A 22397-nucleotide genomic window follows, 5' to 3' on the forward strand; every position below is an offset into this window, starting at 1 on the left:
CGCGATTTAGCCGCGCCTTATATCGATCTGCACCGGTGCGTGATCGCTGGCCGCCTTTCCCTTGCGCTCCTCGCGGACGATCTGGGCGTCGGTCACGCGGGCGGCCAACTCCGGGGAGGCCAGGATGAAGTCGATGCGCATGCCTTGCCGTTTCGGGAACCGCAGCTGGGTGTAGTCCCAGTAGGTGTACACGCCCGGTCCGGGCGCGAAAGGCCTTACCACGTCGGCGAATTGCGCGTCGACGATGGCGGCGAACGCGCGGCGCTCCGGCTCGGAGACGTGGGTGGCGCCGGCGTAGAACTCGGTGCTCCAGACGTCGTCGTCCGTCGGGGCGATGTTCCAGTCGCCGGCCAGCGCGATCTGCGCGGTGGGGTCGTCGCGCAACCATCCGGCCGCGGTATCACGCAGCGCGGCAAGCCATTCCAGCTTGTAGGTGTAGTGCGGATCGCCCACCGCGCGCCCGTTGGGCACGTACAGGCTCCAGACCCGGATGTCACCGCAGGTGGCGGCCAGCGCGCGCGCCTCGGCCGTCGCGGCCACCTCCGGCTTGCTGCTCCAGCTGGGCTGGCCCTCGAAGCCGACCTGAACGTCGTCGAGGCCCACGCGCGAGGCGATCGCCACGCCGTTCCACTGGTTGAAGCCGACGTGCGCCACCTCGTAGCCGAGTTCGAAGAACGGCAGAGTGGGGAATTGCCCGTCGGAGCACTTGGTCTCCTGCATGGCCAGCACGTCGACGTCGGCGCGGGCCAGCCAGTCGACGACGCGGGGCAGGCGGCTGCGGATCGAATTCACGTTCCAGGTGGCCAGCCTTAAGAGCGGCGAGTCGCCGCCGTCAACCGCGGGCATCGCTAGACCGTATCCCAGGCGGGCGAGCGGGCCGGAAAGTAGCGGCGGCGATGATGGGCCCGAAAGCCCAGCGCGTCCGCGAGCGCCGTCGAGCCGGTGCCGCGTACCACCAGGTAGGCGCGCGTCGCGCCGCGGGCCGCGGCCCGGGCCAGCAGCGCTTCGCACGCGGCCGTGATGGCCCGGTCATCGCCGGACCCCGTCACCGACAGGCCAACCCACCGCGTGCCGTCGGGCGCGTCGGTCACCGCCGCGCGCACCAGCGTCTCGCTGTCCGGATCCGGCCCGGCCGGGGCCGAAGCGGTGACCTCGCGCACCAACACGCGTTCGGTGTGTTCGGCGCTCAGCCCCGGCGGCGGCGCCAACAATCGATCCGGAATCGCCAGCTGACCAGTCAGCCCGCGGCGCTCATACCAGTCCGCGATCGCCGCGACGGTGCCCGCATGGGCCGAAACATCCAGTGGCACAGCGAAATCGACGCCGTCCCCGGCGCGCAGCAGCCAGCCCTCGAGCCACTGTTGTTCCGCGCCGGGCTGAGCCGCGGCGGCCGCATGCTCGAGCGCCCGGATCTGCGAGGTGCGTACCGGCGCGTCGGTCAGCACCCGCAGCGCGACCACGTCGTCGGCCGCCACCTCGACGACCGCGCCCGTCTTGGTCCGAACCCGCACCACCGGGCCGACCGCCAGCAGATGTCCCACCGCGTCGGTCAGCGGCGGGACCGAGCCTTTCGCGCGCCGGTAGCGAAGCGTCACCCGCGTGCCCAGGTCCGGCCACGAGAACATCAGTGACCGAAGGGGTCCGGGCCTTCGCCCGGCAGCCACGACAGCCCGGGCACTCCCCAGCCGTGCGCCTTGACGGCGCGTTTGGCGGCGCGGGCGTGGCGGCCGATCAGCCGGTCCAGGTACAGAAAGCCGTCCAGGTGCCCGGTCTCGTGCTGCAGCATGCGCGCGAACAGGCCGGTGCCCTCGATGTCGACCGGCTTGCCGTCGGCGTCCAGGCCGGTGACCCGCGCCCAGGTGGCGCGGCCGGTGGGAAACGACTCGCCGGGGACCGAGAGGCAACCCTCGTCATCGTTGTCCGGATCGGGCATGGTCTCCGGTATCTCGGAGGTTTCCAGCACCGGGTTGACCACCACACCGCGGCGGCGCTGGGTGCTGCCCCGGTCGTCGGCGCAGTCGTAGACGAAGACCCGCAGCCCGACGCCGATCTGGTTGGCGGCCAGGCCCACTCCGTGCGCGGCGTCCATGGTTTCGTACATGGTGGCGATCAACTCGGCCAGGTCCGCCGGCAGCGAACCGTCGGGGCCCACGGGCACCGGCTGCGTCGGCGTGTGCAAGACCGGATCGCCGACGATCCGGATCGGTACGACTGCCATGGTCGGCTAAGCTACCGCACGGCCGTTACGGGCAATCTGAGCCAATCGGCCGACTCGCGGGTCTGGATCACGGCTTGAGGGTTTGGGCCGTGGTTCAATATTCGCCGAAACACGCCCTCAGGTAAGTCAAGTCATTAGAGCAGCCGAGAATTCGCCGGAAGGGTCCAGGGGAAGCTATATGGACAGCGCCATGGCGCGGGCAAATCGATCGGGGGACGATTCTGAGATCGCAGATGGGCTCACCCGCCGCGAACACGACATCCTCGCCTTCGAACGTCAGTGGTGGAAATTCGCGGGCGTAAAAGAAGAAGCAATCAAAGAGCTGTTCTCGATGTCGGCGACGCGCTACTACCAGGTGCTCAACGCGCTCGTCGACCGGCCGGAGGCGCTGGCCGCCGACCCGATGCTGGTGAAGCGGTTGCGGCGGCTGCGTGCCAGCCGCCAGAAGGCGCGGGCCGCGCGGCGCCTCGGCTTCGAGGTGACCTGACTCGCTACAGTGGGCTCGATGAAAGAGCGAGTCCCCGACTCCACGGGGCTGCCCCTGCGGGCGATGGTGATGGTGCTGTTGTTCCTGGGGGTCATTTTCCTGCTGCTCGGCTGGCAGGCGCTGGGGTCGTCCCACAACTCCGAGGACGACTCGGCGTCGCCGGTGTCCACGTCGACCTCGACCAGCCCGTCGGCCACCCCGACGACCACTAAACCCGTGGGGAATCGGGCCGAGGTGCAGGTGTACAACATCTCGACCAAAGAGGGCGTCGCCTCCCGCACCAGGGATCAGCTCACGGCCGCCGGTTTCAACGTCACCAAGGTCGACAACATGACCGTGCCGGACGTGTCGACCACCACCGTGTATTACACCGACGCCGACGACGAGCACGCGACCGCCGACGCGGTGGGCAAAAACCTGGGCGCGCCCGTCGAACCGCGCATCCCGGCGCTGGTCGGCGAACCGCCCGGGGTCATCGTCCTCGTTACGGGTTGACCCGTCAGCGGCTAGGCTTCCGCTATGCCTCAGCTCGCTGGTTACCGCACTGCCGCCGTCACCGTTTCCGCGCTCTCCGCAGCAACTTCCGTCGCGCTGCTGGGCGCGTGCTCGCCGCCGCAGCACGCCTCGACATCGCCGGGCACCACACCGGCCGTCTGGACCGGATCGCCGGCACCCTCGGGAACCGGGACCCCGGAGGGCGGCCCGGTCGCCGCGCCGTCGGGGCCGAGCATCGTCACCCACCTGAAGGCACCCGACGGTACCCAGGTCGCGACCGCCACGTTCCAGTTCAACAACGGCTACGCCACCATCAGCATCGAGACGACCTCCAACGGGGTGCTGTCGCCCGGCTTCCACGGGGTGCACATCCACAAGGTGGGCAAGTGCGAACCCAACTCGGTGGCGCCGACCGGCGGCGCGCCGGGCGACTTCCTGTCGGCCGGGGGGCACTTCCAGACGCCCGGGCACGCGGCCGAACCCGCCAGCGGTGACCTGACCTCGCTGCAGGTGCGCAAGGACGGGTCCGGGACGCTGGTGACCACCACGGACGCGTTCGCCATGGAGGACCTGCTCACCGGCGAGAAGACCGCGATCATCATTCACGCCGGGGCCGACAACTTCGCCAACATCCCGCCGGAGCGCTACACGCAGCGCAACGGAACCCCGGGTCCCGACCAGCTGACGATGAGCACCGGTGACGCCGGCAAGCGGGTCGCGTGCGGTGTGATCGGTGCCGGCTAACAGGGCCCAAGCGCGTATCGATTTCGCCCGTTCGCCGCGGCCGACCCTGGGCGTGGAGTGGGAGTTCGCGCTCGTCGACGCGCAGACCCGTGACCTGAGCAACGAAGCCACCGCGGTGATCGCCGAGATCGGGGAGAACCCGCGCGTGCACAAGGAGTTGCTGCGCAACACGGTCGAAGTCGTCAGCGGCGTCTGCAGGTCCACCGGAGAGGCGATGGCGGACCTGCGGGAAACCCTGGGCCCCGCGCACCGGATCGTCCGGGACCGGGGCATGGAGCTTTTCAGCGCCGGCGCACACCCGTTCGCGCAGTGGTCCACCCAGAAGCTCACCGACGCGCCCCGGTACGCCGAGCTGATCAAGCGCACGCAGTGGTGGGGACGGCAGATGCTGATCTGGGGCGTGCACGTGCACGTCGGGATCTCCTCGGCGCACAAGGTGATGCCGATCATGACGTCGTTGTTGAAGTACTACCCGCACCTGTTGGCGCTGTCGGCATCCTCGCCGTGGTGGACCGGCGTGGACACCGGGTACGCCAGCAACCGCGCGATGATGTTCCAGCAGTTGCCCACCGCCGGCCTGCCGTTCCAGTTCCAGACCTGGGCCGAGTTCGAAGGGTTCGTCTACGACCAGAAGAAGACCGGCATCATCGACCATGTCAACGAAGTCCGTTGGGACATCAGGCCTTCGCCGCACCTGGGCACCCTCGAGGTGCGGGTCTGCGACGGTGTGTCCAACCTGCGCGAGCTGGGCGCGCTGGTGGCCTTGACGCACTGCCTGGTGGTCGACCTGGACCGCAGGCTGGAAGCCGACGAGACGCTGCCCACCATGCCGCCGTGGCACAACCAGGAGAACAAGTGGCGCGCCGCCCGTTACGGGCTGGACGCGATCATCATCCAGGACGCCGACAGCAACGAGCGGCTGGTCACCGAGGATCTCGACGACGTGCTCAACCGGCTCGAGCCCGTCGCCAAATCGTTGGACTGCCTCGACGAGCTGGCCGCCGTGGCCGACATTCCCCGGCGGGGCGCCTCCTATCAGCGGCAGCGCCGGGTGGCCGAGGAGCACGACGGCGATCTGCGGGCCGTCGTGGACGCGCTGGTGGACGAGCTGGAGATCTGATGGAAGACGTCGAATCCCGTGAGCTGCCGATGTTTCCGCTGGAGTCGGCGCTGCTGCCCGACCAGGAGCTGCCGCTGCGCATCTTCGAGCCACGCTACGGCGCGCTGGTCCGGCATTGTCTGGACACCGGCGATCCGTTCGGGGTGGTGCTGATCTCGCGGGGACGCGAGGTCGGCGGCGGTGACTCGCGTTGTGATGTCGGCACGTTGTCTCGGATCACCGAATGCGCCGATCACGGTGGCGGCCGGTACTTTATGCACTGCCGGACCGGGGAACGGATCCGGGTGTCGCGGTGGTTGCCCGACGATCCCTACCCGCGGGCGATCGTGGCCCCGTGGCCGGACGAGCCGGGGGACCCGGTCACGGCCGCCCAACTGCGCGAGGTCGAGGACCGGGCGATGGCCCTGTTCGAGCGGATCGCCGACGCGCGTGGCGTGGCGCTACCCGACCGCGCGGCACTCCTGGGCGGCGACGACACCGCCGGCGATCCCGGACAACGTCTGTACGCGTTGGCGTCTCGCATCCCCATCGGCACGGCCGACCGGTACACGGTGCTGTCGGCGCCTACGGCCGCCGAGCGCCTGGCCGCGCTCCGCGAGGCCGTGGCGGCGGTCACCGAAGTGGTCCAGTTCCAGCTCTCCGAATAGTACTGTCCGACAGGGGATTACATGAAGGTACAGCTACAGGTCGACGGCTCGCCGGTGAACGCGGTGGCCAGCGCCGCCGACATCGCCGCGACGGGCGCCGACGGTCTGTTCACCTTCGAGGGTCAGCACGACGTGTTCTTCCCGCTGATCCTCGCAGCCGGCACGACCCGGCTGGAACTGATGACCAACGTGGCGATCGCCCCGCCGCGCAGCCCGCTGCATCTGGCGCACGCCGCCTACGACCTGCAGCTCTACAGCGGTGGCCGGTTCCGCCTCGGCCTGGGTTCGCAGGTGAAGGCCCACATCGAAAAGCGTTATGGCAGTAAGTGGGAACGGCCCGCAGCCCGGATGGCCGAAACCATCGCGGCGATCAAGGCGATCTTCGCCGCATGGGAAGGCCGCAGCCGCCTGGACTTTCGCGGCGAATTCTTCACCCACACGATCATGGCGCCCAACTTCAACCCCGGGCCCAACCCGTTCGGGCCGCCCCCGGTGCTGCTGGGGGCGCTGGGCCCAGTGATGACGCGCACCGCCGCCGAGGTCGCCGACGGACTGCTGGTGATGCCGTTCAACAGCGACCGCCACTTCGCCGAACGCACCGTCCCCGCGGTCGCCGACGGGCTGCGGCGCGCCGGGCGAACCTCCGGCGACTTCGCGATCATCGCCCAGGCCATGGTCGCGGTCGGCCGCGACGAGGCCGACCTGACCGCCGCGATCGACGGTGTGGCGGCGCTGATTTCGTTCTACGGCTCGACGCCCGCCTATCTGCCCGTGCTCGAGACCGAGGGCTGGGCCGACGTCCAGCCCGAACTCAACGCGCTGTCCAAGCAGGGCCGGTTCGCTGACATGCGCCGGCTGATCGGCGACGAGGTGGTGGCCCGGATCGGGATCGTCGGCACCCCCGAGGAATGCGCGCGGCAGATCGCCGCCCGGTTCTCCGAGCACGCCGCCGAGGTGTGCTGTTATTTCCCGGGCTACACGCCGCGCCCCGCCGACATCGCCGACCTGATCGGCGCCCTGCATCGCACCCCGGCCCTGCGATGAGCCCCGACGTCACGGTCGAGGTCGACGGGGGCGTGGCGGTGCTCACGCTCAATCGGCCCGAACAACTCAACGCCTACACCGCCGAGATGGGCGCGCTGCTGAGCGGGGCCTACTCCGACTGCGACGGCGACGACGACGTCCGGGCCATCGTGCTGACCGGGGCCGGGCGCGCCTTCTGCGCCGGGGCGGACTTCTCCGGCGACACCAGCCCTTTCGACGCCCCGGGCGAACAGTTCTCGGCGTCACCGATCAGCCCGGCCGCCTTCGAGCTGCGCAAGCCGGTGATCGCCGCCGTCAACGGCCACGCGATCGGCATCGGGCTGACCATCGCCTTGCAGGCGGACCTGCGGATCGTCGCCGACGACGCCAAATACGGTGTGGTGCAGGTCCGCCGGGGCGTGCTACCCGACTGCATGTCGCACTGGACGCTGGCGCAGCTGACCACGTTGGGGGTGGCCGCGGACATACTGCTCACCGGGCGGACCTTCGGTGGGGCCGAGGCGGTGGCGCTCGGCATCGCGAACCGGTCGCTGCCCGCCGGCCAGGTGCTCGAGCACGCGATCCGGCTGGCCCGAGACATCGCGGTCAACGTGGCGCCGATGTCGGCGGCGCTGAGCAAGCGGCTGCTGTGGGACACCGCGATCAACTGCTACACCCCGCGCCAGGTCGCCGAGCTGGAAACACGCCTGCACCAACGCGTGATGGGCACCGCCGACGCGCGCGAAGGGGTCGCGTCGTTCCTCGAGCGCCGGCCGCCGTCCTTTACCTCGCGGCTCTCCCGCGACTGGACCGCGCTGCCCGAGCCGTGAGCATCGAGCGTGCGCTGGCGCACTCGAGTGTGCGTCCAGGGCGGAAATCCGCCGAAAACACCGCCCCACGCTCAGCCGCGAATGCGTGAGCGCACGCTGGAAGTCACGTTCTGTCGCAGCACGTTTCGGAGAGCTTCCACCACGCCGCCGCGCGCGCCGCGTCGCGGGCGTAGGGCGCCGCCCTGTCGCTGATATGGCAGTCCTCGAGATACAGCCCACCCCGGCCGGCCAGCTCCGGGCTGACCGCCGCCCACACCTGGGTGGCCGCGCCGCGATCGGGCGTGGTCACGTCGAGGGGCCCGGCGGCCAGCTCGCGCAGCCGCGAGAAGTCCTCGCGGGACATGTGCCGCGCGAGCGAGGTGGCGACGGTGCCGGGGTGGACCGCGTAAGCGCGGATTCCGTTGTCGCGCAGGCGCCGGTCGGCTTCGACGGCGTGCAGGATGTTCGCCGTCTTCGACGCGCCGTAGGCGACGAACTTGTCGTATTCGCGACGTTCCCAGTTGGGATCGTCGAAGTCGACGTCACCCATGACGTGGCCCCCGGACGACAGGTGGACGATCCGCGCGCCGCGGGCGGCGGCCAGTTGCGGGACGAGGAGCCGGGTGAGTTCGAAGTGCCCGAAATGATTGGTGCCGATTTGTATTTCGAAGCCGTCGTGCGTCCTGCCGAACGGCGTGAACATGACTCCGGCGTTGTTCATCAGCACGTCGATGGCCGGGGCGATGGCGCGGATCGCGCCGGCCGCCGCCCGCACGCTCGCCAGCGAGGTGAGGTCGAGCTCGACCGTCGACGTGTGCGCGCCCGGCACTTCCGTCGCGATCCACCGGGCCGCCTCCGCCAGCGCCGCCGGGTCGCGGGCGGCCAGGACGACGCGCGCGCCCGCGGCGGCCAGCGCCCGCGACGCCTCGCGCCCCAGCCCGGAGGACGCGCCCGTGATCACACAGACCTTGCCGGACAGGTCGATTCCGTCGACGACGTCCAGCGCGGTCTGAGTCCCGGTCATGCCGCTATAGGCTGCCACACCGCGGCGCGCGCCATCAGCCGCGGTGCCACGACCCGGTGCACCGGGCCGACGAGGGCCCACACCGTTCGGGCGGTCAATCCGCGGCGGTAATGCACCCGGGTGGTAAGGCTGGCGCGCCGGTCGTCGCGGCGCCGCAGCGTCAGCTCGCCGCGCATGAGCGGCCCGCGCGCGCCCAGCACGAGTTCGTCGTGATCCGACCGCACGATCGTCCACCCGATGATGTGATCCGGCGACGAATTCGGCCCGAGGGAAAACCTCAGCACGTGGCGGTGGACCCACAACACGGCGCCCCCGTCGGCTTCGCGGCCCACCGCGTCGCGGAACATCTCCTCGGCGCTGCGTGAGTCGCCCTGCGGGAGCGGGACTTCGAAGACGTCCGTGTAATCGGCCTGCCTGGCCGCACGCGCTATCCGGTTCAGTGTCCGCCGGACGACGACGCGGTGCCCACCCGTGCCGATGACCAGCGCCCGGTAGATCTTGCCGTGCACGCCGGGGAAGGCCGCCCACGTCGCCGCGCGCACCCGGGTGCGGCCCATCGGCTCGGCTTCCAACTCGAACACCCACCGGTACGCCGCGAACGGGTGGCGGCCCTTCAGCGCGAACCGCTCCGGCGGTCGCGCCTCGTCGAGCACGAAGCCGGTCGGCACGGTCGACGGGTCGCCCGGGTCCCGGCACATCACCCGCAACAGCGCCGACCACGTGTCCGCGCGCCCCGCGTCGACGGTTATGGCATGCTCATCAATATAGTGTAATCGTTCCATATAGAAGGAATGTACTAGATCATGGCCCCTCCGCGGAAGCACCAAACCGATGTGATCCTCGACGCAGCCCGGGCGCTGGTGCTCGACGGCGGACCGCGCGCGGCCAGCGTGGCGGCGATCGCCAAAACCAGTGGCGCGCCCCCGGGCACCCTCTATCACCGGTTCGGCAACCGGGACGGGATCCTGACGGCGGCGTGGCTGCGCGCGCTGGAACGCTTCCAGGCGGGCGCCCTGGCCGCGGACGGCGACACGCCGTGGGACACCGCCGTCGCCATGGCGGTGGCCGCCGTCAGCTTCGCGCGCGAGCTGCCCGACGACGCCCGGCTGTTGTTGACGATCCGGCCCGGCGACCTGCTCGACGACGAACCCGACGCGGCGTTCCGGGAGACGCTGGCCGCGATGAATGCCCCGCTGACGCAGCGGATCGCGGTGCTGGCCCGGCAACTGTACGGGAACGCCAGGCCCCGCTCCGTGGACGCCGTCGCGCGAGCGGTCGCGGACCTGCCCTACGCCGTGGTCCGCCGCCACGCCCACGACGACCCGATGCCGCGCTGGCTGGAAGACGACGTCGCGGCGTCGGCGCTGGCCGTGCTACGGAGCTTTGGCGAACGCGCGTAGCGCCTCCACCTGCACGGGATCCAGTGAGGGGCGCACGATTTCGCGCGCCGCCGCGATGTCCGCGCCCGTCACGTCGGTGGCGTCGATGGAGCGCCGCATCGCGGTCAGCGCCGCCTCCCGCAGCAGTGCCACGCAGTCGGCGGCGCTGTAGCCGTCGAGGCCGGCGGCGACCTCGTCGAGGTCGACGTCATCGCTCAGCGGCACGGATTTGCCGGCGGTGTGCAGGATTTCGCGGCGGGCGGCGGCGTCGGGCGGTTCGATGAACACCCGCCGCTCCAGCCGGCCCGGGCGCAGCAGCGCCGGGTCGATCAGGTCCGGCCGGTTGGTGGCGCCCAGCACGACGACGTCGCGCAGCGGGTTGACACCGTCGAGTTCGGTCAGCAGCGCGGCCACCACCCGGTCGGTCACGCCCGAGTCGAAGCTCTGCCCGCGCCGGGGCGCCAGCGCGTCGATCTCGTCGAGGAATACCAGCGAGGGGGCCGAGTCGCGGGCCCGCCGAAACAGTTCGCGCACCGCCTTTTCCGAGCTGCCCACCCACTTGTCCATCAGCTCGGAGCCCTTGACCGAATGCACGGACAGCTGGCCGGTGCTGGCCAGCGCGCGCACGACGAAGGTCTTGCCGCAGCCGGGCGGCCCGTACAGCAGCACCCCGCGGGGCGGGTCGACGCCCAGCCGGGCGAAGGTGTCGGGGTGCTGCAGCGGCCACAGCACGGCCTCGGTCAGCGCCTGCCTGGCCTCGGCCATGTCGCCGACGTCGTTGAGGGTGACGTCGCCGACGGTCACTTCCTCGCTGGCCGAACGGGACAGCGGCCGGATGACGGTCAGCGCGCCGACGAGGTCCTCCTGGTTCAGCTCTGGTGGCCGGCCGTCGGTGCTTGCACGTGACGCCGCCCGCAGCGCCGCCTCCCGCAGCAGCGCCGCCAGATCGGCGACCACGAAACCCGGTGTGCGCAAAGCGATCTCATTGAGGTCGAGGGTGCCCGCGGGCACCGATTTCAGCAGCGACTCCAGCAGCGCCTTGCGGGTGCCGGCGTCGGGCAGCGGCAGGGTCAACTCCCGGTCGCACAGGTCCGGCGCCCGCAGCCGGGCATCGAGCTGGTCGGGGCGCGCGGAGGTGGCGATCAGCGCGACCCCCTGCGTGGCCACCGCGGTGCGCAGCTCGCCCAGGATCAGGGCGGCCACCGGCTCGGGGGTGGCCGGCAGCAGGGCGTCGACGTCGGTGATCAGCAGCACCCCGCCGCCGTCGCGGACGGCCCGCACCGCCGAGCTCACGGTCTTGAGCCGGTCTTCCGCCGCCAGCGCCCCCACCTCCGGGCCGTCCAGCTTGACCAGCCTGCGGCCGTCGCACACCGCGCGCACCAGCGTCACCTTGCCCACCCCGGCCGGGCCGGACACCAGCACGCCCAGGTTGGCGCCGGCGCCCAGGGTCTTGAGCAGATGCGGCTCGTCGAGCGCCAGCTTGAGCCATTCGGTAAGTTTGGCGGCTTGCGGCTGCGAGCCCTTGAGCTCCTCGAGGATCGTCTCCGGGCTTGCGACGTCGACCAATTCGGTCGACGGCGGGGCGCCGCCGGTCGGGACACCCACCCCCCAGGAGACCAGCGTGTTGGGCTGCACGCTGACCGGCCCTTGCGGGTCGACGCCGGTGACGGTCAGCAGCTCCGACGTCCAGCTGATGCCGACCGAGGCGGCCAGCGCACGGGTGGCGGCCGACGTTGAGGTGCCCGGGCCCAGATCGCGGGGCAGCAGCGACACGGCGTCGCCGACGGTCAGCACCTTGCCCAGCAGCGCCTGTCGCAGGGTGACCGGCGAAATCGACTGGCTGGCCAGCGACGAGCCGGACAGCGTCACCGACCGGGCGCCGTAGACGGTGACCGCGCTGACGATCACCGCGGTGTCCTCGCGCAGCCCGGCGTTGGACAGCGTCACGTCGTCGAGCAGCGCGGTGCCGACCGGGGTGTCCGGCCCGGCCAGGCCGGCGACCGCCGCCGTGGTCCGCGAGCCCGTCAGCGCCACGGCGTCCCACTCCCGAATGCCAAGTGCCGCAACCGCACTCGGGTGGAGTCGGACGACACCGCGGCGCGAGTCGACGGCCGAGGTGTTCAACCGCGCGGTGAGCGTGAGCTGACGGGCCGCATCGTTGCCCGGCCGGCTCATGGCAGGCGCCCGCCCGGCTTGCGCAGCCCCAGCCGCGCCATCGACCGGCGGTGCGGCTGCGCCCGGCGGATCGCGCGCCGCGCGGCGCGGCGCTGCCTGGGTTCGTCGGACCACGCCTCGGGATGCGCGGCCAGCCAGCGGTGGTTGCGGACCGCGAACGGGACGTGGCAGAGGTAGGCGATGATGATGACCCAAATCAGGACGTAGGGCGCCAGCACCGCCGCGGCCGCGCAGATCGCCAGCAGCGCCAGCAGCGGTGCGGCCCAGCTGGGGGGCACCGCCGCGGCGTGCATCTTGCGCATCGGGATCTTGCTGATCATCAGGATCGACGTCCCCGTGATCCAGATGCACAGGAACGTCGTGGAGGTCCACCAGCCCTCACCGAACTGCAGTTTGAGGCCGATCAGACCGATCATCGACACCGCGCCCGCAGGCGCCGGCATGCCGACGAAGAACTCGTGCGTATAGGTGGGCTGGCTGCCGTCGTCCTGCAGCGCGTTGTACCGCGCCAGCCGCAGCACCACGCACACGGCGTAGAGCAGGATGGCCACCCAGCCGGCCGGCGACTTCGTCAGCATCGTCACGTAGAGCACGATCGCCGGTGTCACCCCGAAGTTCACCGCGTCGGCCAGCGAGTCGATCTCCTCGCCCATGCGCGACTGGGCATCCAGGATGCGGGCCACCCGGCCGTCCAGCCCGTCCAGAATGGCGGCCGCCGCGATCAACGCCATCGCGGCCTTGGGCTGGTGCTCGAGGGCGAACCGGATCGAGGTCAGGCCGGCGCAGATGGACAGCACGGTCATCGCGCTCGGCAGGATCTGCAGGTTGACCGACGGCCTGCCGCGCGGCTTGCTGATCATGGCAGCTCGGCCAGCACGGTTTCGCCGGCGATTGCGCGGTGGCCCACTGCGACCAGCGGTTCGGCGCCGGCCGGCAGGTAGGTGTCCAGCCGGGAGCCGAACCGGATCAGCCCGTAGGTGTCACCGATCGAGAGCTTGTCCCCGACGCGCGCGTCGCAGATGATGCGCCGCGCGAGCAGCCCGGCGACCTGCACCGCCACCACGTCCGCGCCGGTGGGCGTCCGGATCCGCAGGCTGGTGCGCTCGTTCTCGGTGCTGGCCGCGGCCAGGTCGGCCGAGCCGAACCGGCCGGGCCGGTGCTGTACGGCGATCACCTCGCCGCTCACCGGTGCGCGCTGCACGTGGGCGTCCAGCAGCGAGAGGAAGATGCTGACCCGCGGCAGCGGCGCGTCGCCCATGCCGAGCTCGGCGGGCGGTGCGGCGCAATCGATTACGCACACCACCCCGTCGGCGGGGGCGACGATCGCGCCCGGCCGGGTGGGCGGCACCCGGGGTGGGTGGCGGAAGAATCCCGCGCAGGCGCCCGCCGCCAGCAGGCCGGCCCGTCGTATCCACCGGTGCCTGCGGCCGGCCAGCGCCACCGCCAGGCCGGCGGCGATGAACGGCCGACCGGCCGGGTGTACCGGCGGAATGGTCGAGCGCACCAACTCCAACGCGTGCTGCGGGCTGAACGTTGGATCCTCGGCCGTGGGGCCGATGGGGCGGGGGCGTCGTGCCACGCGGCCATCTTACGAAAGGCGCGGCTGGTTGGTCCGGGCCCGCCAGCGGGAACGCCCACGGCAGGTGGCCACCCCGCGGCCTAAGTCAAGTCCCAGACCTGCAGCTCGGTCCCGGCCGACACCTCCACGACGTCCTCGGGGATGTCCAGCAGCGCGTTCGCCGACGCCAGCCACCGCAGGTGGTGCGAGGCCGGCGGGCCGTAACTGGTGACCGTGCCGGCGTCGCGGTCCAGCACCGCGCGGCGGAATTGCCGCTTGCCGCGCGGCGAGGTCAACGACTCGGTGAGCACGGCGGTCCGGTGCGGGCGCTCCGGGTCGGGCAGGCCCATGGCGTTGCGCAGCGCGGGCCGGATGAACACCTCGAAGGACACCAGGGCGCTGACCGGGTTGCCGGGCAGGGTGACGATCGTCGCGCCGGCCACCCGGCCGATGCCCTGCGGCATGCCCGGCTGCATCGCTACCTTGACGAACTCGACACCCTGGTCGCCTTCGCGGCCGAAGGCGTCCTTGACCACTTCGTAGGCGCCGGCGCTGACGCCGCCGCTGGTGATGATCAAATCCGCCTCGCCGGCGAACCGGTCGATCAGCGAACTGAACTGTGCGACGTCGTCTTCGGCGGTCGCCACCCCGACCACGTCGGCGCCGGCGTCGCGCACCGCCCCCGCCAGCATCACCGAGTTGGACTCGTAGATCTGTCCCGGCCGCAGCGGTCCGCCCGGCGGCACCAGCTCCGACCCGGTCGAGATCACCAGCACCCGCTGGCGCGGAATCACGGGCAGCTCGGCCATGCCCAGCGCCGCGGCCAGCCCGAGCACGGCCGGTGTCACAACCTGGCCGCGCCGCAGCACGGTGGTGCCCGCGGCGACGTCCTCACCCGCGCGCCGGATGTGCGCGCCGGCCTCGCGGCGCGCGCGGATCGACACGACGTCCACGCCGCCGTCGGTGTCTTCGACCGGCACGACGGCCGTCGCCCCGGCGGGCAGCGGCGCGCCGGTCATGATGCGGTGCGCGGTGTTCGGTTGCAGCGTCAACTCGTCGGTGCGCCCGGCGGGAATGTCCTCGGCGACCTTCAGCACCACCGGGTGCTCGGGTGTGGCGCCGGAGGTGTCCTCCGCGCGCACCGCGTACCCGTCCATCGCGGAGTTGTCGAAGACGGGCAGCGCCAGCCGCGCGACGACGTCTTCGGCCAACGCCAGCCCCTGCGCCTCGGCCAGCGCCGCGGTGCCCGCCGGGCGGGCACGGATCAGTTCGGCCACGACTCGCTGATGTTCTTGTACCGACCGCACCCGGCCATTATCGGCCCGTCAGATCCCGAAGCCGACCCCGGTGAGTTCTTCGGACACCGACCAGAGCCGCCGCGCCAGCTCCTCGTCGTGGGATTGCGCGCTGGACTGGACGATCTTGGGGTGGCCACGCTGCTCGAGGAAGCCGTCCGGGCCGTAGTACTGCCCGCCCCGGGCGTCCGGATCGGTGGCGGCCCGCAGCGTCGGCAACGCCCCCATCGCCGGGCTCTGGAACAGCACCGGCCCGAGGACGGCCCGCAGCGGCTGAAAGCTTCGCGGCAGGTTGCGGGTCAGCTCGGTGTTGGAGCCGCCGGGGTGCGCGGCCAGCGCGACGGTATTCGCGTCCGACCGGGCGGCCAGCCGGCGCTGCAGCTCGTAGGTGAACAGCAGGTTGGCCAGCTTGGACTGGCCGTAGGCGGCGAACCGGTCGTAGCGGCGTTGCCACTGCAGGTCGTCGAAGTGGATGTCGGCGCGCAGCCGGTGGCCGAGGCTGCTGACGGTCACCACCCGCGAGCCGCGCACGCCAAGGAGCCGGTCCAGCAGGAGCCCGGTCAACGCGAAATGGCCGAGATGGTTTGTGCCGAACTGCAATTCGAAGCCGTCTTTGGTGACCTGCTTGGGCGTGAACATGACGCCCGCGTTGTTGATCAGCAAGTCGATGCGCGGGTAGGCCGCGCGCAGCGCCGCGGCGGCCGAGCGCACCGAGTCCAGCGAGCTCAGGTCCAGCCGCTGCAGGGTGACGTCTACCTTCCGGGCCCCTTGGCCCCCGGCGGCCACGATGCGCGACAGCGCGGCGTTGCCCTTTTCCAGGTCGCGCACCGCGAGCACCACGTGGGCGCCGCGGTAGGCCAGGACGGCGGCCGTGTGAAACCCGATGCCGGTGTTGGCGCCGGTGACGACGGCGATGCGGCCGCTCTGATCCGGCACGTCGGCCGCCGACCATTTACGGGTGTCCGGGTCGTGGGATGCCATTACCGGAAAAACATACTCATCCTGTCGGGGCGCCGCCCGTCCGACGTAGAGTCGAGAACGTGATTACCGGAATGGCCCACACCGGGGTGTGCGTTCCGGATTGCGATGCGGCCGTGGCGTTCTACCGAGACGTGTTGGGCCTGCGTGTGCTCTCGCCGCCGTACGTCATGACCGGTAATGCCATTCGCGACGACATGGGCGAGCTCGTCCCGGACCCCAGCATGAAGGCCGCCATCGTGGGATTCGAAGGCGACGGCGACCGGGTGCTCGAGGTGATCGAATACCTCGGCGTCGGGGGCACCGATCAGCGCAGCCGGGCCGCGCTCACGGACCCGGGGCTGTCGCACGTCGGGCTGATCTGTGAGGACATCGACGCCACTCGCGCGGAGCTGGAAAGCAAGGGCGTGCGATTTCTGGTCAGCGGTATCGCGGAGGTCGCGCGGGTCCGCACCACGTGGTTCGTCGACCCCTGGGGGGTGGTGTTCATCCTGGTGGAGAAGAGCCGGCCGCAGCGACCGTACTTCGCCCAATGGGCGTGAAGCCGACCGTCGGGATCATCGGCGCGGGCGCCGGCGGCATCGCCATGGGCATCCAGCTCGCCGGGGGCGGCTACGAATTCACCATCTTCGACCGTACCGACGGATTCGGCGGGACCTGGCGCCACAACACCTTTCCGGGCGCGGCATGTGACGTCCCGTCGCACCTGTACTCGTATTCCTTTGCCCCCAACCCGCGGTGGAGCAAGACCTACGCCAACCAGCCCGAGATTCTGGCCTACCTGGAGCGGGTGGCCGAAGGTTACGGTTTGGGCCCGCGCCTGCGGGCGAACAGCGCGGTGGCCGCCGTGCGCTGGTCGGACACCCGGCGCCGCTGGACGCTGACCGCCGACGACGGCCAAGAGCACGAGTTCGACGTGGTGGTCAGTGCCGTCGGGATGCTCGACGTGCCGCACATCCCGGACATCCCCGGGGCGCGGCGGTTCCGGGGCCGCCAATTCCATTCGGCGCGTTGGGATCACAGCAAGTCGACGGCCGGGGAGCGGGTGGCGTCCATCGGCACGGGCGCCAGCGCGATCCAGTACGTGCCCGCGATCGCGCGAGAAACCGCGCAGCTGACCGTGTTTCAGCGAACCCCGATCTGGATCGCACCCCGATTCGACTTCCCCTTCACGCCCGAGCAGCACGAGCAGTTCGAACGCGACCCGGCCACGATGCAAAAGCTGCGCGACGAGGCCTTCGACGCCTATGAGTCGGCCAGCTTCGACGTCGACGACGCCCAGACGCGGGAGGCTACCGAGCTGGCCCGCAGTTACCTCGCGCGCAAGGTCGCCGACGCCGAGCTGCGGGCCAAGCTGACGCCGGACTACCCCGCCGGCTGCAAGCGGCCGCTGATGTCGCGTGACTGGTATCCCACGTTCGCGCTGCCCAACGTCTCGCTGGAGACGGCCGCAATCGCCGAGCTGACCGAACGGGGAGTGCGCACCGTCGACGGGGTCGAGCACCGCGTCGACACCGTCATCTACGGCACCGGGTTCAAGGCCGCCGACTATTTGGCCAGCATCGACGTGTACGGAAGCGGGGGCCGGCGCCTCGCCGACGACTGGAGCGGCGGGGCCGAGGCGTACCTCGGCACGCTGGTGGCCGGCTACCCGAATTTCTTCACGCTGTACGGCCCCAACACGAACGGCGTCAACTCGATCATCTACATCCACGAGGCGCAGACGACGTTCGTCCGCCACATCCTCGACGCGATGGACGCACGCGGCGCGCGCACGGTGGAGGTCACGCCCGACGCGCAGCGCCGCTACAACGACGAGATACAGGCGGCCATGGCGGGCAAGGTATGGCTCGCGTGCGACAACTACTTCCGGCACCCCAGCGGCAAGGTGGTCACGCAATTGCCTTACAGCGGGCGGACCTTCTTCGAGCGGACGCGCGAGCTGGCCGACGCCGACTACCGTTTCGACCGGTAGTTAACCGGGGGCGTCCCCTCGAGGCTGCGGCACGACCGGGCAGCCCGCGGCTCAAGCCGGGGCGCCTCGGCCGCTTGACCCGCTCCGCGGTCCTGATCGGGGCGCTGAACGCCGTCTCGACTTTCATCCGCAACCACGCCGCGGCGCGCTTCGACCTCACGGCCGAACCCTACTGCACCCAATGGTTGTCGTGGCGGACGAACCACTCCCGGCGTTCGTCGTCGGTCATGTCGGCCAGCGCCGCGAAGCCCTCGAAGTAGGCCTCCCGGGGGGCGCCCGGCGCGAACAGCATCAAAATCGAGGCCGGTTCGTCGGCCTCGTTGCGGAAGCCGTGGACGCCGCCCGGCGGGACATAGAGAAAGTCGCCCTGGTGCCCGTCGGCCCACTGGGTGCCGTCGTAGAGCTTCATCGTCCCGGACAGCACGAAGAACGCCTCGGACATCGCCCGGTGGAAGTGCGGTCCGGGCCCACCCCCGGCGGCGGGTATGTCGACCCGGTACAGCCCGTAGTCGCCGTCGGTGGCCCGCTGGTTGGCCAGGTAGTGGTACTTGACGCCCCCGGTTTCGTAGTCGGGCGGTGAGCCGGCCCGCTTGAGCCAGGCGCTGACCTCCGGCTCGTCCTTGGTGTATCGGGGCGGCGGATAGGGCGGCACGACGAGGGACATGCCTCCAGTGTGCGGCGATAACATCGCCAGGGTGGCGAGGCCCAGGGCGGAGGAAGAGGTTCGGGCGGAACGGCTGCTGGACGCCCAGGCGAAGGCGGCGCGGCTGTTCGACGAGGTCGAGCGGCGCGCCATGATTCGCCCAGGCGTCTCCGAGCGGCAGCTGTCCGACGAGATCAACCACCTCGCCGCGCGGATGTTCGGGGTGAGCCGCCACTGGCACCGGCGGATCGTGCGGGCGGGCGAGAACACGCTGCAACCGTTCAGCGAGCGCCCACCGGATCGGGTGGTGGCCGACGGCGACATCGTCTTCCTCGATTTCGGACCGATCTTCGCGGAGTGGGAGGCGGACTTCGGCCGCACCTTCGTGCTCAGCGACGACCCCTTCAAGCTCGCCCTGCGCGACGCGCTGCCCCGGGTGTGGGAGGCCGGGCGCGAGTATTTCGACGAGCGTCCCGACGTCACCGGGGCCGAGCTGTTCGACTTCGTCGTCGGGGTGGCGCACGCCGAGGGGTTCGACTTCGCCAGTTCCATCGCCGGTCACCTGGTCGGGGAGTTCCCGCACAAGAAGATCGCCGGGCCCGGCGCCGAGTGGTACATCACGCCCGGGTCGGACAAGCCGATGCGGCGCACGGACCCGACCGGCCGCGCCTGCCACTGGATCCTGGAGATCCATCTGGCCGATCGGGGCCGCGCCTTCGGCGGCTTCTACGAGCAGCTGCTCGACCTGCCGGTCAGCTCAGGGGGTACACCACCCCGGTGAGCTTCACCGAAACCTCCCACAGCCGCCGCTGCCGTTCCGCGTCGTGGGATTTCTCGTTGGACGCCACCAGCTTCGGGTTACCGCGCAGCTCGGCGAATCCGCCGGGACCGTAGTACTGGCCGCCGAGCACGCCGGGGTCGGTGGCGGCGCGCAGCGTCGGCAGCGCGCCGCCGGCGGCGTCCTGGAAGAGCGGGTCCAACAGGGTGGGCAGGGCGGCGAGCAGCGGGGGCACGTTGCGGGCCAGCTCGGTCCGCGAGCCACCCGGGTGGGCGGCCACGGCGATCGTCGTCCCGCGCGGGGCGAGGCGGCGCTGCAATTCGTAGGTGAACAACAGGTTGGCGAGCTTGGACTGCCCGTAGGCGCCCACCCGGCTGTAGCGGCGCTCCCACTGCAGGTCGTCGAAGTGAATGTCGGCGAAGAGGCGGTGGCCGGTGCTGCTGACCGTCACGACCCGGGATCCGGCGACCGGCAGCATGTGGTCCAGCAGCAGGCCGGTGAGGGCGAAGTGGCCGAGGTGGTTGGTGCCGAACTGCAGCTCGAAGCCGTCCTTGGTGGTCGACTTCGGTGTCCACATCACGCCCGCGTTGTTGATCAGCAGGTCGATGCGGTCGTAGTCGGACTTGAGCTGTTCGGCGCCGGCGCGGATGGACTCCAGCGACGTCAGGTCGAGCTCTTGCAGCGCCACATCGGCGTGCGGGCCCCTGGCGGTGATCCGAGCGGCGGCGTCCTTGCCCTTGTCCAGGTTGCGCACCGCCAGCACCACGCGGGCGCCGTGGTCGGCCAGCGCGGCGGCGGTCTCGTAGCCGAGGCCGGTGTTGGCCCCGGTGACGACGGCGACGCGACCGGTCTGGTCGGGAATGTCGCCTGCGGTCCATTTGCCCATGGTTTCCTTACCTTTCTTGGAGGGTGGTTGTTGCGCTCGGCCGTAGGCTTTCAACTGCCCGGGGACGTCGGGTATGGCTTTCATGGTTTTGCTGTCTTCGATGGCCGAAGGAGATTGGCCGCCCGGGGTCCCGCGACGACTCGACCGCTAATTGAGAGATGCGATGTGATCGCTGTGTAAGGACACGCTGGCGTGGTCGTCTGCTGGGTTGATAGAAACCGAGACGGGAACGGAGGTGGTTGTGGCACAACCTGTGTGGGCTGGTGTGGACGCCGGGAAAGCGGACCATTACGGCGTGGTCATCGACGCTGAGGGCAAGTCGTTGCTGTCGCGGCGCGTCGCTAATGACGAGGCCGCGCTGCTGGAGTTGATCGACATGGTCGCGGCGCTGGCTGATGGCGGAGAAGTCACTTGGGCGATTGACCTCAACGCCGGCGGCGCTGCATTGCTGATCACGCTGCTGATCGCTGCCCAGCAGCGGCTGCTCTACATTCCCGGCCGCACTGTTCACCACGCCTCGGGTGGCTACCGCGGCGACGGCAAGACCGACGCCAAAGACGCTGCGGTGATTGCCGATCAGGCCCGGATGCGCCGCGACCTGCAACCGTTGCGCCCCGGCGACGACATCGCCGTCGAACTGCGCATCCTGACCAGTCGGCGCGCCGATCTGGTGGCCGATCGCACCCGCGCGATCAATCGGCTGCGCGCCCAGCTGCTGGAATACTTCCCGGCCCTGGAACGTGGCTTTGACTACAGCAAAAGCAAGGCCGCGCTGATCCTGCTCACCGGCTATCAAACCCCCGACGGGCTGCGCCGGGCCGGTGCCGCCCGGGTGGCAGCCTTTTTGCATAAACGCAAGGCCCGCAACGCCGATGCGGTCGCAACCGCCGCCATCGAGGCAGCCAACGCCCAACACACCATCGTGCCCGGACAACAGCTTGCCGCGGGCGTGGTCGCCCGCTTGGCTAAGGAGGTGATGGCCCTCGACACCGAAATCGGCGACACCGACGCGATGATCGAGGACCGATTTCGCCGCCACCGCCACGCCGAAATCATCCTGAGCATGCCCGGCTTCGGCGTCATCCTCGGCGCCGAGTTCCTCGCCGCCACCGGCGGCGACATGAGCGCCTTCCCCTCCGTCGACCGCCTCGCCGGCGTCTCGGGTCTGGCCCCAGTACCGCGAGATTCGGGCCGCATCAGCGGCAACCTCAAACGCCCCCGCCGCTACGACCGGCGCCTGCTGCGCGCCTGCTACCTGTCCGCTCTGGTCAGCATCCGCACCGATCCCGCCTCGCGCACCTACTACGACCGCAAACGCGCCGAAGGGAAACGCCACACCCAAGCCGTCTTGGCCCTGGCCCGTCGCCGACTCAACGTCCTGTGGGCCATGCTGCGCGACCACGCCGTCTACCAACCCGCAACCACTACTGCGGCGGCTTGACAACGTCATTGAGAATCTCCTCGAACGTTTAGACTAAACGGGGCCAGCGCTCCGGTTGATTGAAACTATACGGAACGCACGCCCCGCTTTGTCAACCTCGAGGTGGTGAACAGTGGCCCAACCCGCACGGTCGTTGCGCGCCGACGCAGCGCGCAACCGTGCCCGCGTGCTGGACGTCGCCTACCAGACCTTCGCGACCGAAGGCCTGTCCGTGCCCATCGACGAGGTCGCACGCCGCGCCGGGGTCGGCGCCGGCACCGTCTACCGGCACTTCCCGACCAAGGAGGCATTGTTCGCCGCGGTCATCGAGAACCGGATGCAGCGGCTCGTGGACGACGGCCACACGCTGCTGGAAACCGAGGGGGCCGGCGAGGCGCTGTTCGCCTTTCTGCGCTCGATGGTGCTGCAGTGGGGGGCGGCGGACCGCGGGCTGGTCGACGCCCTGTCGGGAATCGGCATCGACATCGCGTGCGCGGCTCCCGAGGCCGACGACGCCTTCAAGGCCATGCTCGGCGAGCTGCTGCGTGCCGCGCAGGAAGCGGGCACCGCCCGGCGCGACATCGAGATGCGGGATCTGAAGGCGATCCTGGTCGGTTGCCAGGCGATGCAGGCCTACGACTCGGCGCTCGCCGAGCGGGCGACCGACGTCGTCATCGATGGTTTACGCGTACAGCGTTAAGGGGCGAACTGTTCTTGCACTCGGCATAGGCGAGTGCTAAGAA

At 70.5% G+C, this 22397-nt stretch carries 25 protein-coding genes; 13 read left to right on the forward strand and 12 right to left on the reverse strand.

Translation table 11 applies throughout. The features are described from left to right. Positions 1 to 6: 6 nt before the first annotated feature. Genes KXD96_RS06325 through KXD96_RS06335 form a run of 3 tightly spaced genes read right to left on the reverse strand, consistent with a single transcriptional unit; the run spans position 7 to position 2218 of the window. Complete coding sequence (locus tag KXD96_RS06325; protein WP_260743655.1) at positions 7 to 846, reverse strand: exodeoxyribonuclease III; 840 nt, start codon at positions 844 to 846, stop codon at positions 7 to 9. Positions 847 to 848: 2 nt separating this feature from the next. Beyond that, positions 849 to 1625: a GNAT family N-acetyltransferase gene (locus KXD96_RS06330; protein WP_260743657.1), complete on the reverse strand. Its 777-nt coding sequence runs from the start codon at positions 1623 to 1625 to the stop codon at positions 849 to 851. Continuing rightward, positions 1625 to 2218, reverse strand: coding sequence for a peptide deformylase (locus KXD96_RS06335; RefSeq protein WP_260743658.1), 594 nt, complete (start codon positions 2216 to 2218; stop codon positions 1625 to 1627). Before KXD96_RS06335 ends, KXD96_RS06330 begins: the two co-directional genes overlap by 1 nt. Positions 2219 to 2396: 178 nt before the next feature. Between KXD96_RS06335 and KXD96_RS06340 the strand changes: the two genes are divergently transcribed. Genes KXD96_RS06340 through KXD96_RS06370 form a run of 7 tightly spaced genes read left to right on the forward strand, consistent with a single transcriptional unit; the run spans position 2397 to position 7564 of the window. After that, the gene (locus KXD96_RS06340; protein WP_046185798.1) at positions 2397 to 2705 is read left to right on the forward strand and encodes a DUF3263 domain-containing protein; all 309 of its coding nucleotides are present in this window, start codon (positions 2397 to 2399) and stop codon (positions 2703 to 2705) included. A gap of 18 nt (positions 2706 to 2723) precedes the next feature. After that, the gene (locus tag KXD96_RS06345) at positions 2724 to 3200 is read left to right on the forward strand and encodes a LytR C-terminal domain-containing protein (protein WP_260743664.1); all 477 of its coding nucleotides are present in this window, start codon (positions 2724 to 2726) and stop codon (positions 3198 to 3200) included. A gap of 24 nt (positions 3201 to 3224) precedes the next feature. Next, positions 3225 to 3944, forward strand: a complete 720-nt coding sequence (gene sodC, locus KXD96_RS06350) for a superoxide dismutase[Cu-Zn] (RefSeq protein ID WP_260743665.1) — start codon at positions 3225 to 3227, stop codon at positions 3942 to 3944. Next, positions 3934 to 5064: a glutamate--cysteine ligase gene (locus tag KXD96_RS06355; RefSeq protein WP_260743666.1), complete on the forward strand. Its 1131-nt coding sequence runs from the start codon at positions 3934 to 3936 to the stop codon at positions 5062 to 5064. Before sodC ends, KXD96_RS06355 begins: the two co-directional genes overlap by 11 nt. Continuing rightward, complete coding sequence (locus tag KXD96_RS06360; RefSeq protein ID WP_260743667.1) at positions 5064 to 5711, forward strand: LON peptidase substrate-binding domain-containing protein; 648 nt, start codon at positions 5064 to 5066, stop codon at positions 5709 to 5711. Before KXD96_RS06355 ends, KXD96_RS06360 begins: the two co-directional genes overlap by 1 nt. Positions 5712 to 5732: 21 nt before the next feature. After that, complete coding sequence (locus KXD96_RS06365) at positions 5733 to 6755, forward strand: TIGR03617 family F420-dependent LLM class oxidoreductase (RefSeq protein WP_260743670.1); 1023 nt, start codon at positions 5733 to 5735, stop codon at positions 6753 to 6755. Next, the gene (locus KXD96_RS06370) at positions 6752 to 7564 is read left to right on the forward strand and encodes an enoyl-CoA hydratase/isomerase family protein (protein ID WP_260743671.1); all 813 of its coding nucleotides are present in this window, start codon (positions 6752 to 6754) and stop codon (positions 7562 to 7564) included. The genes KXD96_RS06365 and KXD96_RS06370 overlap by 4 nt, the downstream gene beginning before the upstream one ends. 103 nt (positions 7565 to 7667) lie before the next feature. Here the strand turns inward: KXD96_RS06370 and KXD96_RS06375 are convergent, their stop codons facing one another. Beyond that, positions 7668 to 8567 carry an SDR family NAD(P)-dependent oxidoreductase gene (locus KXD96_RS06375; RefSeq protein WP_260743672.1) on the reverse strand — a complete coding sequence of 300 codons (900 nt, stop codon included), beginning with the start codon at positions 8565 to 8567 and terminating at the stop codon, positions 7668 to 7670. Then, complete coding sequence (locus KXD96_RS06380) at positions 8564 to 9349, reverse strand: DUF2867 domain-containing protein (protein WP_260743673.1); 786 nt, start codon at positions 9347 to 9349, stop codon at positions 8564 to 8566. Before KXD96_RS06380 ends, KXD96_RS06375 begins: the two co-directional genes overlap by 4 nt. Positions 9350 to 9370: 21 nt before the next feature. Between KXD96_RS06380 and KXD96_RS06385 the strand changes: the two genes are divergently transcribed. Continuing rightward, positions 9371 to 9967 carry a TetR/AcrR family transcriptional regulator gene (locus KXD96_RS06385; protein ID WP_260743676.1) on the forward strand — a complete coding sequence of 199 codons (597 nt, stop codon included), beginning with the start codon at positions 9371 to 9373 and terminating at the stop codon, positions 9965 to 9967. Here KXD96_RS06385 and KXD96_RS06390 read toward each other — a convergent pair. The 5 genes from KXD96_RS06390 to KXD96_RS06410 form a co-directional block, all read right to left on the reverse strand. Next, the gene (locus tag KXD96_RS06390) at positions 9941 to 12121 is read right to left on the reverse strand and encodes an AAA family ATPase (RefSeq protein WP_260743677.1); all 2181 of its coding nucleotides are present in this window, start codon (positions 12119 to 12121) and stop codon (positions 9941 to 9943) included. The genes KXD96_RS06385 and KXD96_RS06390 overlap by 27 nt on opposite strands. After that, on the reverse strand, positions 12118 to 12981 hold the full coding sequence (gene pssA, locus KXD96_RS06395; protein WP_260743679.1) for a CDP-diacylglycerol--serine O-phosphatidyltransferase: 864 nt from the start codon (positions 12979 to 12981) through the stop codon (positions 12118 to 12120). The genes KXD96_RS06390 and pssA overlap by 4 nt, the downstream gene beginning before the upstream one ends. Then, positions 12978 to 13700 carry a phosphatidylserine decarboxylase gene (locus tag KXD96_RS06400; RefSeq protein WP_260743681.1) on the reverse strand — a complete coding sequence of 241 codons (723 nt, stop codon included), beginning with the start codon at positions 13698 to 13700 and terminating at the stop codon, positions 12978 to 12980. The genes pssA and KXD96_RS06400 overlap by 4 nt, the downstream gene beginning before the upstream one ends. 80 nt (positions 13701 to 13780) lie before the next feature. Next, on the reverse strand, positions 13781 to 14986 hold the full coding sequence (glp, locus tag KXD96_RS06405; protein WP_260743682.1) for a gephyrin-like molybdotransferase Glp: 1206 nt from the start codon (positions 14984 to 14986) through the stop codon (positions 13781 to 13783). Positions 14987 to 15004: 18 nt separating this feature from the next. Then, positions 15005 to 15955 carry an SDR family NAD(P)-dependent oxidoreductase gene (locus KXD96_RS06410; protein WP_260743684.1) on the reverse strand — a complete coding sequence of 317 codons (951 nt, stop codon included), beginning with the start codon at positions 15953 to 15955 and terminating at the stop codon, positions 15005 to 15007. A 59-nt stretch (positions 15956 to 16014) separates the two neighbouring features. Between KXD96_RS06410 and KXD96_RS06415 the strand changes: the two genes are divergently transcribed. Next, entirely contained in the window at positions 16015 to 16494 is a 480-nt protein-coding gene (locus KXD96_RS06415; protein WP_260743685.1) for a VOC family protein, read from the forward strand. Then, positions 16485 to 17927, forward strand: a complete 1443-nt coding sequence (locus KXD96_RS06420; protein WP_260743686.1) for an NAD(P)/FAD-dependent oxidoreductase — start codon at positions 16485 to 16487, stop codon at positions 17925 to 17927. The genes KXD96_RS06415 and KXD96_RS06420 overlap by 10 nt, the downstream gene beginning before the upstream one ends. A gap of 169 nt (positions 17928 to 18096) precedes the next feature. Here KXD96_RS06420 and KXD96_RS06425 read toward each other — a convergent pair whose 3' ends face one another. Then, a complete protein-coding gene (locus KXD96_RS06425; protein ID WP_260743687.1) occupies positions 18097 to 18591 on the reverse strand; it encodes a cupin domain-containing protein in 495 nt (164 codons plus the stop codon). Between KXD96_RS06425 and KXD96_RS06430 the strand changes: the two genes are divergently transcribed. Beyond that, complete coding sequence (locus KXD96_RS06430; protein ID WP_260743688.1) at positions 18590 to 19351, forward strand: M24 family metallopeptidase; 762 nt, start codon at positions 18590 to 18592, stop codon at positions 19349 to 19351. The genes KXD96_RS06425 and KXD96_RS06430 overlap by 2 nt on opposite strands. Here KXD96_RS06430 and KXD96_RS06435 read toward each other — a convergent pair. Further along, a complete protein-coding gene (locus tag KXD96_RS06435; protein WP_260745246.1) occupies positions 19323 to 20234 on the reverse strand; it encodes an SDR family NAD(P)-dependent oxidoreductase in 912 nt (303 codons plus the stop codon). The two genes, KXD96_RS06430 and KXD96_RS06435, sit on opposite strands and share 29 nt — an antisense overlap. A gap of 235 nt (positions 20235 to 20469) precedes the next feature. Between KXD96_RS06435 and KXD96_RS06440 the strand changes: the two genes are divergently transcribed. Continuing rightward, on the forward strand, positions 20470 to 21675 hold the full coding sequence (locus tag KXD96_RS06440; RefSeq protein WP_396876743.1) for an IS110 family transposase: 1206 nt from the start codon (positions 20470 to 20472) through the stop codon (positions 21673 to 21675). 112 nt (positions 21676 to 21787) lie between these two features. Further along, positions 21788 to 22354, forward strand: coding sequence for a TetR/AcrR family transcriptional regulator (locus tag KXD96_RS06445; protein ID WP_260743689.1), 567 nt, complete (start codon positions 21788 to 21790; stop codon positions 22352 to 22354). Positions 22355 to 22397: the final 43 nt, after the last annotated feature.

It is taken from the genome of Mycobacterium sp. SMC-2, from assembly GCF_025263485.1.
In the GTDB taxonomy this organism is placed as follows: Bacteria; Actinomycetota; Actinomycetes; order Mycobacteriales; family Mycobacteriaceae; genus Mycobacterium.